Annotated in this window: 14 protein-coding genes; 9 read left to right on the top strand and 5 right to left on the bottom strand. The window is 72.2% G+C overall.

Going from position 1 to position 14,612, the window contains the following annotated elements:
* Position 1: 1 nt before the first annotated feature.
* Entirely contained in the window at positions 2-1,012 is a 1,011-nt protein-coding gene (locus ACFZAX_RS12600) for a sugar ABC transporter permease (protein WP_327179435.1), read from the bottom strand.
* Positions 1,013-1,022: 10 nt separating this feature from the next.
* Positions 1,023-2,336, bottom strand: coding sequence for an extracellular solute-binding protein (locus ACFZAX_RS12595; protein ID WP_390961182.1), 1,314 nt, complete (start codon positions 2,334-2,336; stop codon positions 1,023-1,025).
* Between the two features lie 142 nt (positions 2,337-2,478).
* Here ACFZAX_RS12595 and ACFZAX_RS12590 point away from each other — a divergent pair, with 142 nt between their 5' ends.
* From ACFZAX_RS12590 to ACFZAX_RS12575, 4 genes are all read left to right on the top strand, one after another.
* Complete coding sequence (locus ACFZAX_RS12590) at positions 2,479-3,834, top strand: ROK family protein (RefSeq protein WP_390961181.1); 1,356 nt, start codon at positions 2,479-2,481, stop codon at positions 3,832-3,834.
* 124 nt (positions 3,835-3,958) lie between these two features.
* Positions 3,959-4,471, top strand: coding sequence for a GNAT family N-acetyltransferase (locus ACFZAX_RS12585; protein ID WP_390961179.1), 513 nt, complete (start codon positions 3,959-3,961; stop codon positions 4,469-4,471).
* Between the two features lie 206 nt (positions 4,472-4,677).
* Positions 4,678-5,013 (top strand): hypothetical protein, encoded by a 336-nt coding sequence (locus ACFZAX_RS12580; RefSeq protein WP_390961178.1) that lies wholly within the window; start codon positions 4,678-4,680, stop codon positions 5,011-5,013.
* 85 nt (positions 5,014-5,098) lie between these two features.
* Entirely contained in the window at positions 5,099-5,752 is a 654-nt protein-coding gene (locus ACFZAX_RS12575) for a GNAT family N-acetyltransferase (protein WP_390961176.1), read from the top strand.
* Here the strand turns inward: ACFZAX_RS12575 and ACFZAX_RS12570 are convergent.
* Positions 5,697-6,299, bottom strand: coding sequence for a TetR family transcriptional regulator (locus ACFZAX_RS12570; protein ID WP_390961173.1), 603 nt, complete (start codon positions 6,297-6,299; stop codon positions 5,697-5,699). The two genes, ACFZAX_RS12575 and ACFZAX_RS12570, sit on opposite strands and share 56 nt — an antisense overlap.
* Positions 6,300-6,371: 72 nt before the next feature.
* On the opposite strand from ACFZAX_RS12570, the gene ACFZAX_RS12565 reads away from it, so the two are divergent.
* The 3 genes from ACFZAX_RS12565 (at position 6,372) to ACFZAX_RS12555 (ending at position 10,226) form a co-directional block, all read left to right on the top strand.
* The gene (locus tag ACFZAX_RS12565; protein ID WP_390961172.1) at positions 6,372-7,235 is read left to right on the top strand and encodes a methyltransferase domain-containing protein; all 864 of its coding nucleotides are present in this window, start codon (positions 6,372-6,374) and stop codon (positions 7,233-7,235) included.
* Positions 7,236-7,316: 81 nt separating this feature from the next.
* Positions 7,317-8,690: an FAD-dependent oxidoreductase gene (locus ACFZAX_RS12560; protein WP_390961171.1), complete on the top strand. Its 1,374-nt coding sequence runs from the start codon at positions 7,317-7,319 to the stop codon at positions 8,688-8,690.
* 210 nt (positions 8,691-8,900) lie between these two features.
* Positions 8,901-10,226 carry a peptidoglycan DD-metalloendopeptidase family protein gene (locus ACFZAX_RS12555; RefSeq protein ID WP_390961169.1) on the top strand — a complete coding sequence of 442 codons (1,326 nt, stop codon included), beginning with the start codon at positions 8,901-8,903 and terminating at the stop codon, positions 10,224-10,226.
* On the opposite strand, the gene ACFZAX_RS12550 is transcribed toward ACFZAX_RS12555, so the two are convergent.
* Positions 10,216-11,325 (bottom strand): DMT family transporter, encoded by a 1,110-nt coding sequence (locus tag ACFZAX_RS12550; RefSeq protein ID WP_390961168.1) that lies wholly within the window; start codon positions 11,323-11,325, stop codon positions 10,216-10,218. The two genes, ACFZAX_RS12555 and ACFZAX_RS12550, sit on opposite strands and share 11 nt — an antisense overlap.
* Positions 11,326-11,539: 214 nt before the next feature.
* Here ACFZAX_RS12550 and glgA point away from each other — a divergent pair, with 214 nt between their 5' ends.
* Together glgA and glgC are read left to right on the top strand one after the other, a co-directional pair.
* Positions 11,540-12,709 (top strand): glycogen synthase, encoded by a 1,170-nt coding sequence (glgA, locus tag ACFZAX_RS12545; RefSeq protein WP_390961166.1) that lies wholly within the window; start codon positions 11,540-11,542, stop codon positions 12,707-12,709.
* Positions 12,710-12,752: 43 nt separating this feature from the next.
* On the top strand, positions 12,753-13,970 hold the full coding sequence (glgC, locus tag ACFZAX_RS12540; protein ID WP_390961164.1) for a glucose-1-phosphate adenylyltransferase: 1,218 nt from the start codon (positions 12,753-12,755) through the stop codon (positions 13,968-13,970).
* 114 nt (positions 13,971-14,084) lie between these two features.
* Here glgC and ACFZAX_RS12535 read toward each other — a convergent pair whose 3' ends face one another.
* Positions 14,085-14,540, bottom strand: coding sequence for an ATP-binding protein (locus tag ACFZAX_RS12535; protein WP_390961525.1), 456 nt, complete (start codon positions 14,538-14,540; stop codon positions 14,085-14,087).
* Positions 14,541-14,612 lie beyond the last annotated feature (72 nt).

Genomic DNA, 14,612 nt, shown 5'->3' with positions numbered 1-14,612 from the left:
GCTAGACACCGGAGCCCTTCCTTCCGCGTGAGGTCAGCAGCAGGTAGACGGCCGTCACCAGCAGCAGGAAGAGCAGGAGGAGCACGGACATCGCGGAGCCGGTGCCGAAGTTCCAGGTGACGAACGACGACTGGTAGATGTGCAGCGAGATCAGGTCCGCGTTCTCGGGTGCCGCACGGCCGAAGAGCACGAACGGCGTGTTGAAGTCGTTGAAGGTCCAGAGGAACAGGACCAGCACGAGCACCTGGTTGACCGGCCGCAGCGACGGCAGGGTGATCTTGCGGATCTGCTGCCAGATGCCGGCCCCGTCGATGGACGCGGCCTCGTACAACTCGTTCGGAATGTTCTGCAGCCCCGCCATCAGAATGAGGAGGGCGAACGGCCAGCCCTTCCACACCGAGACGACCAGCAGCGCGATGAAGCTGTTGTCGCCGATCAGCCAGAAGGACGGCTGGTCGGTGATGCCGAGCTGGTCGTGCAGGACGTGGTTCACCAGGCCGTTGTCCCGCTGGAACATGAATGCCCAGGTGATGACGGCCGCGTAGACCGGCAGTGCGTACGGGACGAGGAAGATCGCCCGCAGCACGCCGCGCCCCCGGAAGTTCTCCTGGAGCATGATCGCGGCGGCCACGCCGAACAGCCAGGACAGGCCGACGGCGAAGAAGGTGAAGGCGCAGGTGACGAAGAAGGAGTGGAGCAGCGCCTTGCCGATGGGGGCGTCGAAGTCGACAGCGACGCTGTAGTTGTCCAGGCCCGTCCAGGGCGCGTTGCCCCAGTTGCTGATGAAGAACTGGGTGAGCTGACGGAAGCTCATCACGATTCCGACGATCATCGGGATCAGGTGGACGAGCAGTTCGAGCAGGATCGCCGGCAGGAGCAGGAGATAGGGCAGTCCGCCGTTGCGGATCCGGTCGGGGATGCGCGGCAGTCTCCTGCGCGCACCCCCGGTGCCCCGGCCCCCACCGCTGTCCGACTTACCGACCCGGGGGTCGGCGGTCACGGTGGAAGTCATGGTCGGTGCCTCACTGCCCCATGGTCTGCTGGGCCTTTTCGAGGGCCGCCTTGACGGTCTCGGTGGTCACCGGCTTGCCCGCCGCGGCGTCGGCCCACAGGTCCTTGACCGCGGTGCCCACGGCCGTCTCGAACTGCGACTCGTTCGGCACCTGGGGGAGCGGCGCCGCGCTCTTGCTCAGCGTGTCGCGCAGGACCGAGAGGTCCGGGGCGCCGAACGCGTCGTCGGCCTGGGCCACCTTGACCGGCGGGATCGCCCCGTAGGTCTTGTTGAGAAGCTTCTGCTCCTCGTCACTGGTCATGAACTTGACGAACTTCTTGGCGCCGTCGAGGTTCTTGGTGTTCTTGAACACCGCGATGTTGATGCCGGCGACCATCGAGTTGGTCTGGGCGTCCTGGCCCGGGGTCCCGGACGGGACGGGCACGGGGGCGACGCCCCAGTCCTCCGGCTTCATGCCCTGGGCGGCGAACGTGGAGGCCGCGGCCTGCCACAGCACCATCCCCGTACGGCCCTTGGCGAAGTCGGTGAGCGACTGGTTCTGCGCGTACTCCGCGTTGCCCGGAGCGATGATCTTGTCCTTGGCCATGAAGTCGACGTACTGCTTCACGGCGGCGACCGCACCGTCCGAGGTGAAGGTGGCCTTGCCCGCGGAGTCGAAGAAGTCGGCGCCGTGCTGCTTGCCGAGGACGAACACCTGGTGGATGTTGTTGGAGAGGTTGCCGCCCTCGGCGCCCAGACCCCACTTGCCGTCCTTGGACAGCTTCTTGCCGTCCGCGACCAGCTCGTCCCAGGTCTTCGGCGGCTGCGCGATGCCGGCGTCCGCGAACATCTTCTTGTTGTAGTAGAGCGCGTACGACAGCGAGTACAGCGGCACGGCCGCGGGGTCCTGGCCCGCCGCGCCGGCCGAGGCGACCGCCGACTCGACGAACCGGTCCCGGCCGCCGATCGCGTCGAAGTTCTTCGTGTCCCACGGCAGCAGGGCGCCCGACGCCTGCAGCGAGGCGGACCAGGTGTTGCCGATGTTCAGCACGTCCGGGCCCTGACCGGAGGTGGTGGCGGCGAGGATCCGGTTGAGGAGATCGGCCCACGGCACGACCTCCAGCTTCACCTTGATGCCGGTCTGCTCCTCGAACTTCTTCAGCTCGGGGGTGAGGACCTTCTTGTCCGCCTCGACGTTCGGGCCCTGGTTCGAGGCCCAGTACGTGAGGGTCTTCGGCGACTCGTTGCTTCCGCCGCCCGAGGAGGACCCGCCTCCGCAGCCGGTGACTCCGGCAGCGATGGAGATCGCGAGGGTGACGGCTGCGGCGGCTCTGATGTTGCGCATACGGGATGGCCCCTTTCCGGGGATGGCTGCGTTCGGGAACCGAACGGCCTCCATGACTTAATTTATGCCGTGATCTAAGAGCTGAAGGAAGGTCGCGTCAAGGGGTTGGACCGGGGTATGTTGCCGGAAGGAAGGGAGCAACATGGCCGAGCGCAACAGACGGACCGTGCGTGACCTGCGGCGGGGCAACCGGGCAAGGGTATTGCAACGGTTGTATTTCGACGGCCCGCTGAGCCGCCAGGAGCTCGCCCCGGCCACCGGGCTGAGTTCAGGTTCCATCAGCAACGTCGTCGCCGAACTCGTCGCGGAGGGGGTCCTCGAAGAGGCGGGGATCGTCGACTCGGACGGCGGCCGGCCCCGCACCCTCCTCCGGGTGGCGCCCGCGGGCGGCCTGCTGATCGGGATCGACATCGGCGAGACCCGGGTGCGCGTCGAGCTGTTCGACCTCGCTCTCACCGAACTCGCCCGCACCGAACGACCGCTGGCGCAGCACGGGTACGACGTCGAGCGCATCGTGGCCCATGTGCGGGCCGCCGTCGCCGACGTCCTCGCCGACGCGGGCGCCGACGCGCACCGGCTGCTCGGCATCGGTATCGGCGTTCCCGGCATCATCGAACGCCCCCACCCCTCGGGGAGCGACGGCCCCGACGGACCAGGGGCGGTCGTGCACGGGCAGACCATCGGCTGGCGGGCCGTCCCCTTCGAGCGGCTGCTGCGCGAGGCCGTCGACATCCCCGCCGAGGTGCCGTTCTTCATCGACAACGGTGCCAAGACGCTCGGGCAGGCCGAGATGTGGTTCGGCGGTGGTCGCGGCGCTGACGCCGCCGCCATCGCTCTCATCGGCTCCGGCGTCGGCGCCTGCGTGAACCGGGGCGGTGTCCTCGACGAGAACCGCATCAGCGTCCCCCTCGAATGGGGCCACACCACCGTCCAGTTGAGGGGACGCCGGTGCCGCTGCGGCTCCATCGGCTGCCTGGAGGCGTACGCGGGTGGCGAGGCGATGCGCGAACGCTGGTACGAGGCCGGCGGACCGCTCCCCGAGGACACCGACGACGAAGCGGCGCTCGCCGCCCTCCTCGCCGCCGCCTACCCGCCGCCCGGCGGCGCCGACCCCGACCCCGTCGCGGTGGCCCTGCTCGACGAGACCGCCGAATGCCTCGGCGCCGCACTCGCGGACCTCGTCAACCTCTTCCTGCCGCAGCGCATCCTGCTCGGCGGATGGGCGGGACTGCTGATCGGCCCCCACCTCCTCCCCGCGATCCGCCGGTACGCCGACGCGTACGCGCTCCGGCACGCCGCCGCCCGCGTCACCATCGAGATGGGCCGGCTGGGCCCGGACGCGGTCACCGTCGGCGCGGCCACCCTGCCGCTCTCCGACTTCCTCGCCCGCGGCGGCAGCCGCCCCGCCCCGCTTCCGTCCCCCGACGCCCCGGCCGGCCCCGCCCGTACCCCGGCGGACGCGGTGCGGGCCAGGGCGGTGGTGGCCGAAGGGGTGTGACCCGGAGGGACGTTGGAGTTCTCCGGCCAGGTCGGGTGGAACCCTGGGGCGCCCGCCCCGGAGCGTGACCACCGGACCGGGGCGAGCGAAGTTCCCTGGTCGGGGTCCCGTTAGGGTCTGTGCCATGTCTCCTTCCTCCGAGCCCGCGTCCGGGCCCGCCGGGTCCGCCTCCGAGCCCGTGCCCTCTCCCGTTCTCCGCCCCGCCACCCGCGCCGACCTGCCCGCCGTACTGGCTCTGCTCGCCGACGAGGAACGTGTGGCGGACCCGGCGTCGGTCGTGGTGACGGAGGCGTACGAGCGCGCCTTCACGGCGATCGACACGGACCCGCGCAACGAGATGCTGGTCCTGGTGGAGGGCGAGGGCACGGTGGTGGGGTGCCTCCAGGCCACGTACGTCCCGGGACTCGGCAAGGGCGGCGCCGAGCGTGCCCTGGTCGAAGCGGTACGGATCCGCGCGGACCGGCGCGGCGGCGGGCTCGGCCGCACCCTGATGGAACTCACGGCCGCCCGGGCACGCGCGCGGGGCTGCGCGCTGATCCAGCTGACCAGCAGCAAGCAGCGCGACGACGCGCACCGCTTCTACACCGCACTGGGGTTCGCGCGCAGCCACGAGGGGTTCAAGCTCGCGCTCCGTTGATCCGTCCCGGAATGCACGACTGCCCCGCTCGTCGCCCCAGGTGGACTCGTGCGTCCGGCTCACCCGGCCGCACGAGCAGGCGGGCAGAGCCCTGGACGTTCTCCTGGCGGCAGTCGGGATCGGCGAGGACGTCGTCGCCTTCCGCGGAGACGCGCACGACGACCGAGCCGAGCCGGCATCCTGGTCCGGTGCACCGGCGCCGTGTCGTGACCGAGCCCCTCGCCCCCGACAGGCAGGCGGCCGGGGTGGAACCGGCGATCGATCAGCTCACCGTCGTAGGACCGGCCGAGGTCACCGCCACCGTGCGCTGCATGCTCGGGACGGTTCGCCTCGGCGCCCACTTCGACCGCGTCACCGACTCGACAGCGGCCATCGACCTGGAAGTGACACGGGTCCTTGCCTACTTCGGGCGCCCGGTGGAGGAACTCGACCCCGTCCACACCGCCCTCGTGACCCTCCGTGGCACAGGAGTCCAGCTCCTCATGTCAGCGGCAGCGTGCTCCCGCCGGCCGGTCATCCAGGGAGCCAACCCGCCGTCGTGACCGAGGTGGCGCGTACGCCCGTTCCTCCGCGGGCTGCTGCGCATATCCGATGGCGGTCCCGGCTGCCGGTGGTGAAGATCGCGGCGTGAACACTTTCCTGGAGACCGATCGGCTCGTGCTGCGCGCGTTCACCGAGGCCGACACCGACCACCTGCTCGCACTGGACAACGACCCCGACGTCATGCGCTTCATCAACGGCGGGCGGCCCACGAGCCGCGCGGTGATCCGGGCGCAGACCCTGCCCAGGCTCCTCCACGACCACCCGTGCTTCGGGACCCGCGGCTACTGGGCCGCGGAAGGGAAGGGCACCGGCGTCTTCCTGGGCTGGTTCGAATTCCGCCCCTTGGACGACCATGACGCCGCAGTGGCGGAACTCGGCTACAGGCTGCTGCACAGGGCCGCCTGGGGCAGCGGCTACGCCACCGAGGGAGCACGGGCGTTGATCCGCGAGGGCTTCACGGCTCTCGGGGTGGAGCGGGTGACCGCGAACACCATGGCGGTCAACGCGAGATCCCGGCGCGTGATGGCGAAGGCGGGCCTGTCGTTCCTCCGCTGCTTCACCGGAGACTGGCCGGAGGCGATCGAAGGCTCCGAGCACGGCGAAGTCGAGTACGAACTCACCCGGACCACGTGGGAGCGGCACCCGTGGAAGCCGCCGTTCGACAGCGATCGCGGCGGTTCTCTCAAGCCGGTCGCCTGCCCACGGCATCTGCGACGACCGCGGTCACGAGCCTGCTGACGGCCGCCGTGGCCGGCGGACCGGGGTCGCGGTCCGCGAAGAGGAGGTGCCCGCCGCCGACCAGGGAGAGGGTGAGCGAGTCGATGTCGGCGTCGGCCGCGATGCGGCCCCGTTCCCGCTCGCCGGCCAGGTAGCCGGAGATCGCGGTCGTGGCCTCGGCGAGGATCGCGATGCCGCCTCCGGGCCGGGCGTGCCGCAGCCGTGCCCGCAACTCGTCCCGGAAGGTGATGAGCGGGATGATGGCCACCGGAACCGGCCCGAACAGGGTGGTCAGCGCAGTGGTGAGGTTGTCGGCCACCGTGCCCGTGCCGACGGACCCGCGCAGCACGTCCGCCTGCCGCTCCAACTGGGCGGCCCGGTCGAGCACCAGGTCGGTGAGGAAGGCGTCGAAGTCGGCGAAGTGCCGGTGCAGGACGCCTTTGGCGCAGCCCGCCTCGTCGGTGACGGCCCGGCTGGTCAGCCCGTTCGGCCCGTCCCGCAGCAGCACGCTTTCGGCGGCCTCGAACAGCTGCTGCCGCGCGTCGCGAAGGTGCACCCCGGTCGGCACTCACGGATCCTCTCGTACGTCAGCCCCTCGGAACCCGTTGTCGAGTGGGCATGCGCCCATTAAAGTGGGCGCATGCCCACACTACCGCGAGAGCAGCCGGAACCGCCCCGCGTGGCGACGTATCAGGCCCGGCGGACGGCCGAGTCGTTCGGCGTGGACGCGCAACGCTACGACCGCGCCCGGCCCGGCTATCCCGACGCACTCGTGACGCGGATCGTCGCGGGAAGCCCTGGGGCCGACGGGGCCGACGTGCTCGACGTGGTGGACGTCGGCTGCGGTACCGGCATCGCGGCCCGCCAGTTCCGGGCGGCCGGCTGCGAGGTGCTCGGCATCGAGCCCGATGCGCGGATGGCGGACTTCGCGCGCGCCCGTGGCCTGCGGGTCGAGGTGGCCACCTTCGAAGACTGGCAGCCGGGCGACCGGAACTTCGACGCGGTCGTCGCCGCCCAGTCGTGGCACTGGGTGCATCCGGTCGCGGGTGCCGTGAAAGCGGCCCGTGTGCTCCGTCCAGGGGGACGACTGGCGATCTTCGGGCACGTGTACGAGCCGCCGGCCGAGGTGGCGGAACCGCTGGCCGAAGCCCTCCGGCGGGCGGCGCCCGACTCCCCGTTCAGCGGTCAGCCGGCCCGGCGTCCGCTCGGCCTCTACCAGGCGGCCTACGCGAAGGTCGCCGACACGATCCGGGAGACCGGGCAGTTCGAGGATCCCGAGCAGTGGCGCTTCGACTGGGAGCGGTCCTACACGCGCGACCAATGGCTGGATCTGCTCCCCACCACCGGCGGCCTCACCCGACTCCGTCCCGAGCAGCTGGCCGAGGTACTGGAGGCGGTCGGAGGTGCCATCGACTCCCTGGGGGGACGCTTCACGATGGGGTACACCACCCTCGCCGCGACCGCCGTACGCACCGCCGCCTCCTCGGCGGAGGACCCTTCCTGAGCGCAAGCCACCTTCTGAGCGGAGGCGCCCCCTGAGCAGAGGCAGGGAACGGGTACGAGTACGGGACGCGAGGGGGCGCACATGGCACGGGTCGCGGTGATCGGGGCGGGGATCAGCGGGCTGGGGGCGGCGCTCATGCTCGCCCGGCGCGGCCACCCGGTCACGCTCTTCGAGCAGGACGCCCGACAGGCAGGCGACGACCTGGACCAGGACTTCTTCCACTGGCGCAGACCCCGGGTCCCGCAGGCGGACCAACCCCACGCGCTCCTCGCGCCCGTACGTACGGTGCTGCGCGCCGAGACCCCCGACGTGTACGCCGACCTGCTGGCGCGCGGGGCCCGGGAGTACCACGAGTTCGACTGGTTCGACGAGCATCCCCCGTACCGTCCGGGCGACGAGGAACTGGTCACCCTGCGCACCCGGCGCATCGTGCTGGAGGCCGCCCTTGTCGCGGCCGTGCGGCGGGAACCCGCCGTCGAAGTGCGGTCGGGCCGCCGGGTGCACGGCCTCACCGTCGAGGCGGGCCGTCCCGCCCGGGTCACCGGCGTGCGGGTGGGGGAGGAGACGCACCGGGCGGACCTCGTCGTCGACGCGGCAGGCCGGCGCTCGCCGGTGCCCGGCTGGCTGACCGGGACCGGCTGCCGCCCGCCCGTGGCCGAAAGTCATCGGACGGGGATCGCGTATCTCTGCCGCTGGTACCGCCTGCGGCCCGACGGCCCGCGCGGTCCTGGACGGGTGAAGACCGGTTCGGCCGCACCGTTCGCACTCGCCGGGGTCTTCCCCTCCGACAACGAGACCTTTGCGGTGAACCTGGTGCTCTCCACCCGTGATCCGGGCCGGGGCGCGCTCACCGATCCGGCCGTGTTCGAAGCCGCGGCCAGGCTCTTTCCCGCCCTCGGCGCCTGGCTCGCCCTGGCGCCCGAACCGCAGTCGGGCGTGCTGGCGATGGCGGGCCTGGACAACCGCTGGACCCCGCTGACCGACGACCGCGGACCCGTCGTCACCGGCCTGGTCGGCGTCGGGGACAGCCTCGTCCACACCAACCCCACCCTGGGCCAGGGAACGGCCCTCGGGCTGCGCGCCGCCCAGTACCTCGCCACTCGTGCCGACCGGATCGCCGCCGACCCGGCGGTGTACCACGCGTGGACGAACCAGGCCCTCCGCCCGTGGTTCGACGGGCAGGTGGCCGCCGACCGTGCCAACGGGCAGCGGCTCGCGTCCGGTTCACCGCACCCGGACCGCTGGTCCGCCGCCCGGGCCGCCTGCGCCTTCGAGGATCCCGTCGTCATGCGGGCCCGGGCCCAGGTGCGCCATCTCCTGCGCCACCCGCACGAGGCCTACGGCACCGACGAGGTGGACCGGCACGTGAGCGCGTGGCTGGCCGCACGCCCCGACTTCACGCCCCGGCACGACGGCCCCACCCGGGACGAGTGGAACGCGGTCCTCCCCGGCTGATCGACCGTCGGTGGCCCTGGCCGCCGACCACGGTCCGCAGCGCCACCGCCTTGCCGACGGCCCTGGTCAGGCACCCTGGAGAGCGGGTGCCGGGCGTCTGCGCCCGGCTCCGGTGGGGACGCCGACGCGGTCGTGCACTTGTCACGAGCCTTTGCGCGCACCTAAGTTGACGCCTGAACCGTGTCCACCTGCCAGCGGGGGAGCCGCATCATGGCCGCGAACGGACGGCATCGCAGATACCAGCCGAGCCGGATCAACCGGGCGTCGCTCACGGTGACGGCGGGAGGTGCCGGGATAGCCCTGCCGCTGATCACGGCGGGCACCGCCCACGCCGCGTCGACGGACACGTGGGAGAAGGTCGCCGCCTGCGAGTCGACGAGCAGCTGGCACATCAACACGGGCAACGGTTACTACGGCGGACTCCAGTTCAGCGGGTCCACCTGGGCCGCGTACGGAGGCACCGCCTTCGCCGCGCGCGCCGATCTCGCGACCAAGGACCAGCAGATCGCGATCGCCGAGAAGGTCCTCGACGGGCAGGGCCCCGGCGCTTGGCCGGTCTGCTCCGACCGGGCGGGGCTGACGCGGGACGACGTGGGGTCCGGTACGGTCACCCAGGCCCAGGGGTCCCGCCCCGCAGCGTTACCGGCCACCGCGAAGCAGGCTGCCCAGCAGGCGCCCCGGCAGACCCCGGCCGCCACGGCCGAGCAGGCGCCGAAGAAGGCCTCCGCCGCCACCCCCACCTCGGTGCCGGGCAAGCGCGAGGCGTACACCGTGGCGCGCGGCGACTCGCTCTCCGCCATCGCCGCCACCGAGCGGCTCCAGGGCGGCTGGCAGCGGCTCTACACCGCCAATCGCACGGTCATCGGCGAGGACCCCGATCTCATCCTTCCCGGCCAGCGACTCGACCTCGCCCCCGCCCGGGCGTCAGGCGGCACCGCGGGACAGCAGGCCGCCAAGCCCACCGCCACCGAGCCCGCCGCCACCGCGCCGGTGACCAAGCCGGCCGCGAAGCCCGCCGCGAAGCCCGCGCAAGCCAAACCGGCCGCGAAGCCCGCCGCGAAGCCCGCGCAAGCCAAACCGGCGGCCAAGCCGGCCCCCGCCAAGCCGGCCCCCGCCAAGCCGGCGTCGAAGGCCGTCGGAATGGTCGCCCCCGTCCAGGCGTCCCTGGGCACTCCGTACCACCAGTCCGGCTCCTGGGCCAGCGGTTATCACACCGGCGTCGACTTCCCGGTCGCCACCGGCACCTCGGTGAAGGCCGTCGCCAAGGGCACCGTCGTCTCCGCGGGCTGGGCCGGTGCGTACGGGTACGAGATCGTCATCCGCCACGGCGACGGCAAGTACAGCCAGTACGCCCATCTCTCCGCCCTGAACGTGCGCGCCGGCCAGCAGGTCTCCGCCGGACAGCGCATCGCCCGCTCCGGCTCCACCGGCAACGCCACCGGCCCGCACCTCCACTTCGAGATCCGTACCGGACCCGCCTACGGCTCCGACGTGAACCCCCTCGCCTACCTGAGGGCCGGCGGGGTCAAGGTCTGATCCCGCTACCGGGGGCGGCCGACGCGGGGCCGCCCACCGCCGGGGAACGCGTCCGCTCGGCCCCGCCCGATCCGGCGGCCGGCGGTTCGGGCTCCTCGGCGGGCTCCGGCAGCGCCACCCGGCCCCGCCCGCCCTTCCGGGGACCGGGCGTACGGCGCCGCGTCGCCCCGGAGCCCGCCCCGTCCGCCTCCCCGACGGGCCGGCCGTCCTGCCGCTCGGCGGCCACCCGCTGAGTCGTCAGCAGCACCAGCCCGGCCGCCGCCAGCGCGCCGCTCGCCAGCGCCAGCAGGGTCCCCAGAGGCCCGAAGCGGAAGTGCTCCCCGAAGAGCGTGAGCCCGACCACCGCCGCCACCACCGGGTTCACCACCGTCACCGTGGCCAGCGGCGCGGTCAGCCCCGCCCCCCGGTACGCCGCCTGCGACAGCAGCAGCCCCGCGGCGGCGAACACCGCGATCACCAGCAGCGACGGCAGCCCCTCACCGAGCGCGCCCGAGGTCCACTCGACGGCCACCGTCTTGGTGAACACCGAGGCCATCCCGAACGCCACTCCCGCACCCGTCGCCAGCACCACACTGCGCAGCATCGGCCGCTGCGCCCCGGGAGCATGTGCCGGAAGTCCCGCCTGTCCGGCGGCGTGCGAGCCACGCCCCAGCCCCTGACCCGCCAGGAAGAGCACCGCGACCGCCCCGAAGGTCGCGGTCGCCAGCAGCAGTCGCTCGGCACCACCCAGCGCGTGCGATTCGGCGCTCCCGGTGAGCGCCAGCAGTCCGGCGAGTCCCACCGTCGCCATGACGGCCCCACGCCACGCGGTGCGCCCCGCCGCCCGCCCGACGAAGAGCGCCGCCATCGGCAGCGCGAAGACGATCGTCAGCGCCCCGAGCGGCTGGACGAGGCTCAGCGGGCCGTACGCCAGCGCCACCACGTGCAGCAGCGCCCCCGCGCCGTTGAGCCCCACGGCCGCCCACCAGGCGGCGTTGCGCAACGGCGCGTACGAGCGCCGGTCCCCGCCGGAGGCCACCCGCTCCTGCACGATCGCCCCGGCCGCGTAGGCGACCGCGGAGACCAGGGACAGCAGCACCGACAACACCAGGGAACTCATGGGACCACGATGTCCTCCGCGAGCCGCCGAGTCGTCGTCCCAGAGGGGGCGATCCGGCGTACTGCCTCTGTAGTACGGGCAGGTGTGCGACGTCCTTCCTTCGACGGTAGCCCTCCTTCTCCGAGGCCGCCGGAGAAGATCCGCACCGCCACACCGCGTACCCGCAACGTGACGGGGTCTTTCGCGCGGGCGCCGCGTGAGTGACCATCAAGGCATGAGGGTCGGACTGCTCACTCGCGAGTACCCCCCCGGCGTCTACGGCGGCGCCGGCGTGCACGTCGAGTTCCTGGCGCGCGAACTACGGCCACTGGTCGATCTCGCCGTGCACGCCTGGGGCGAACCCGACGGGCGGGAGGACGGCGTGCACTGGCACCGCCCGGCGCTCCCGGCCGACGCCAACGACGCGCTGCGGGCGCTCTCCGTGGACCTGTCGATGGCCGCCGCCCTCGGCGACCGCGACCTGGTCCACTCGCACACCTGGTACACCAATCTCGCCGGCCACCTCGCCAAGCTCCAGCACGGCGTGCCGCACGTGGTCACCTGCCACTCGCTGGAGCCCCTGCGTCCCTGGAAGGCCGAGCAGCTCGGCGGCGGATACGCCCTCTCCGGCTGGGCCGAGCGCACCGCCCTCGCCTCCGCCGACGCGGTCGTCGCGGTGTCGCACGGCATGCGGGACGACATCCTCGCCTGCTATCCGGAGCTCGACGCGGCCAGGGTGCGGGTCGTCCACAACGGCATCGACACCCGCCTCTACGCACCCGACCCCGGCACGGACGTCCTCACCCGGCTCCGCATCGACCCGGACCGGCCGTACGTCCTGTTCGTCGGGCGCATCACCCGCCAGAAGGGCGTCCCGCACCTGCTGCGTGCCGCGCGCCACCTGGAGCCGGGCACCCAGCTGGTGTTGTGCGCCGGAGCCGCCGACACCCCGGAACTCGCCGAGGAGTTCCGCCTCGCCCACGAGGAGCTCGACGCCGGCCGCAAGGGCGTGCACTGGATCCCGCAGATGCTCGACCGGCCCGACATCGTCCAACTCCTGACTCACGCGGCGGCGTTCGTCTGCCCCTCGGTGTACGAGCCGCTCGGCATCGTCAACCTGGAGGCGATGGCGTGCGGTACGCCCGTGGTCGCCTCCGCCGTCGGCGGTATCCCCGAAGTGGTGGAAGACGGGGTCACGGGGGTACTCGTCCCCTACGACGAGAAGGAGCCGGAACGGTTCGAACTACGGCTCGCCCAGGCATTGAACGAAGTGGTCGGCGATCCCGCCGGGGCCCGGAGGATGGGCGCGGCCGGACGGCGGCGCGCCGTCGAGGAGTTCGGGTGGGACCGGGTGGCCGGCCGCACCGCGGAGCTGTACCGGGAGATCTGCGCGACAGGTGAGTGACCACCGGCAAAGGCGCCGGTGGAGGTCGGACAAAGGGGCGGCGATGCGCGGTGGACCTTCGGTGCTCGGAATCGTACTCGCGGGAGGGGAGGGCAAGCGGCTGATGCCGCTCACCGCCGACCGGGCCAAACCGGCGGTGACGTTCGGCGGCACGTACCGGCTGGTCGACTTCGTCCTGTCCAGCCTGGTCAACGCGGACGTGTTGCGTATCTGCGTACTGACCCAGTACAAGTCGCACTCGCTGGACCGGCACGTCTCCACGACCTGGCGGATGTCCAGCCTGCTGGGCAACTACGTCACACCGGTGCCCGCGCAGCAAAGGCTCGGCCCGCGCTGGTACTTGGGGAGCGCCGACGCCATCCTCCAGTCGCTCAACCTGGTCCACGACGAACAGCCGGACTACGTGGCCGTGTTCGGCGCGGACCACGTCTACCGCATGGATCCGCGCCAGATGCTCGCCAAGCACATCGACAACGGGGCGGGCGTCACCGTCGCCGGGATCAAGGTGCCGCGCGCCGAGGCGTCCGCGTTCGGGATCATCACGCCCGGCACCGACGGCACCCAGGTCGAGAGGTTCCTGGAGAAGCCCACCGACCCGCCCGGTCTGCCGGGCGACCCCGACCGGGTCTTCGCCTCCATGGGCAACTACCTCTTCACCACGAAGGTCCTGGTGGACGCGTTGCACCGGGACGCCGAGGACCCGCACTCGGTCCACGACATGGGCGGCTCCATCCTGCCGATGCTCACCGCGCGGGGGCAGGCGCAGGTCTACGACTTCGACGAGAACCACGTGCCGGGCGAGACGTCCGTACAACACGGCTACTGGCGTGACGTGGGCACACTCGACGCCTACTACGACGCCCACATGGATCTGCTCTCCGACCGGCCCGCCTTCAGCCTCGACAACCGCCGCTGGCCCATCTACACCCACGCCGGGCCGCTGCCGCCCGCAAGAATCGTGGCCGGCGGGATCGCGAGCGAGTCGGTCATCAGTCCCGGCTGCGTCATCCGCGGCCAGGTCTCCCGGTCGGTCCTCTCGCCCGGCGTCGTCGTCGCCGAGGGAGCCGTCGTCCAGGGATCGGTGCTGCACGACAACGTCCGGGTGGGACGCGGGGCCATCGTGCGGGGAGCGATCCTCGACAAGAACGTCGACGTGCCGCCCGGCGCGGCGATCGGCGTCAACCCGGAGCGGGACCGGGAGTTCTACACAGTCTCCGGCAACGGTGTCATCGCCCTGGGCAAGGGCCAGCCGGTGCGCTGAGGGGCGCCCCCGCGCGTCCGGGCCGAGACCGCCCGTCCAGGGGCCGAGGCGTCGCGGAGCCGAGGTTCTTCGGAGCCGGGGCTCTGCGGGGTCGGGGTTCTGCGGGGTCGGGGTTCAGGAACCGAGCCGGAACTCGGCCCGGATGCGCTTGCCCACCGGCACCGCCTCCGCCGTCACCCGGTCACAGAGTGCCACCACGATCTCCATGCCGTGCCCGCCGAGCCGCGAGGGGTCGGGGGAGTACAGCACCGGAAGTGCGGTGCTGCTGTCGTAGACCGTCACGCTCACGCTCTCGGCGGTGCCCTCCAGCTCCAGGAGGTACGGGCCATGGCTGTAGCGGTCCGCGTTGGTGACCAGCTCGCTGACCGTCAGCATCAGATCGCTGCGGGTGTGGGCGCCGAGCGGGGCGAACCACTCGGCCGCGAGCCGGGTCAGGAACCGGTCCGCCACGGCGCGCGCCTGCGCGATGCACCCCGGCTCACCGTCGAACACCTCCGCCGTGAGGAGTACGCCGGTGCACGGGATGCCAGGTCCGGGTACGTCCGGCAACGAAGCGGCCTGTTCGTTCATGTGCTCCAGCCAGGGCCCGGCGGGGGAGGTGAGAGTCGTTGTCACGGGAGCCGTCTACCCGGGCCGGGGCAT

The sequence above is a fragment of the Streptomyces sp. NPDC008125 genome (genome assembly GCF_042957125.1).
Classification (GTDB): Bacteria; Actinomycetota; Actinomycetes; order Streptomycetales; family Streptomycetaceae; genus Streptomyces.
This window is presented reverse-complemented; position numbering and strand designations above follow the sequence as displayed.

Coding starts and splice junctions, on each gene's coding strand:
- ACFZAX_RS12565 (WP_390961172.1), top strand. CDS start 6,372: ATGCCCACACTACCGCGAGAGCAGCCGGAACCGCCCCGCGTGGCGACG.
- ACFZAX_RS12560 (WP_390961171.1), top strand. CDS start 7,317: ATGGCACGGGTCGCGGTGATCGGGGCGGGGATCAGCGGGCTGGGGGCG.
- ACFZAX_RS12535 (WP_390961525.1), bottom strand. CDS start 14,540: ATGAACGAACAGGCCGCTTCGTTGCCGGACGTACCCGGACCTGGCATC.
- ACFZAX_RS12600 (WP_327179435.1), bottom strand. CDS start 1,012: ATGACTTCCACCGTGACCGCCGACCCCCGGGTCGGTAAGTCGGACAGC.
- ACFZAX_RS12595 (WP_390961182.1), bottom strand. CDS start 2,336: ATGCGCAACATCAGAGCCGCCGCAGCCGTCACCCTCGCGATCTCCATC.
- ACFZAX_RS12590 (WP_390961181.1), top strand. CDS start 2,479: ATGGCCGAGCGCAACAGACGGACCGTGCGTGACCTGCGGCGGGGCAAC.
- glgC (WP_390961164.1), top strand. CDS start 12,753: ATGCGCGGTGGACCTTCGGTGCTCGGAATCGTACTCGCGGGAGGGGAG.
- glgA (WP_390961166.1), top strand. CDS start 11,540: ATGAGGGTCGGACTGCTCACTCGCGAGTACCCCCCCGGCGTCTACGGC.
- ACFZAX_RS12555 (WP_390961169.1), top strand. CDS start 8,901: ATGGCCGCGAACGGACGGCATCGCAGATACCAGCCGAGCCGGATCAAC.
- ACFZAX_RS12585 (WP_390961179.1), top strand. CDS start 3,959: ATGTCTCCTTCCTCCGAGCCCGCGTCCGGGCCCGCCGGGTCCGCCTCC.
- ACFZAX_RS12550 (WP_390961168.1), bottom strand. CDS start 11,325: ATGAGTTCCCTGGTGTTGTCGGTGCTGCTGTCCCTGGTCTCCGCGGTC.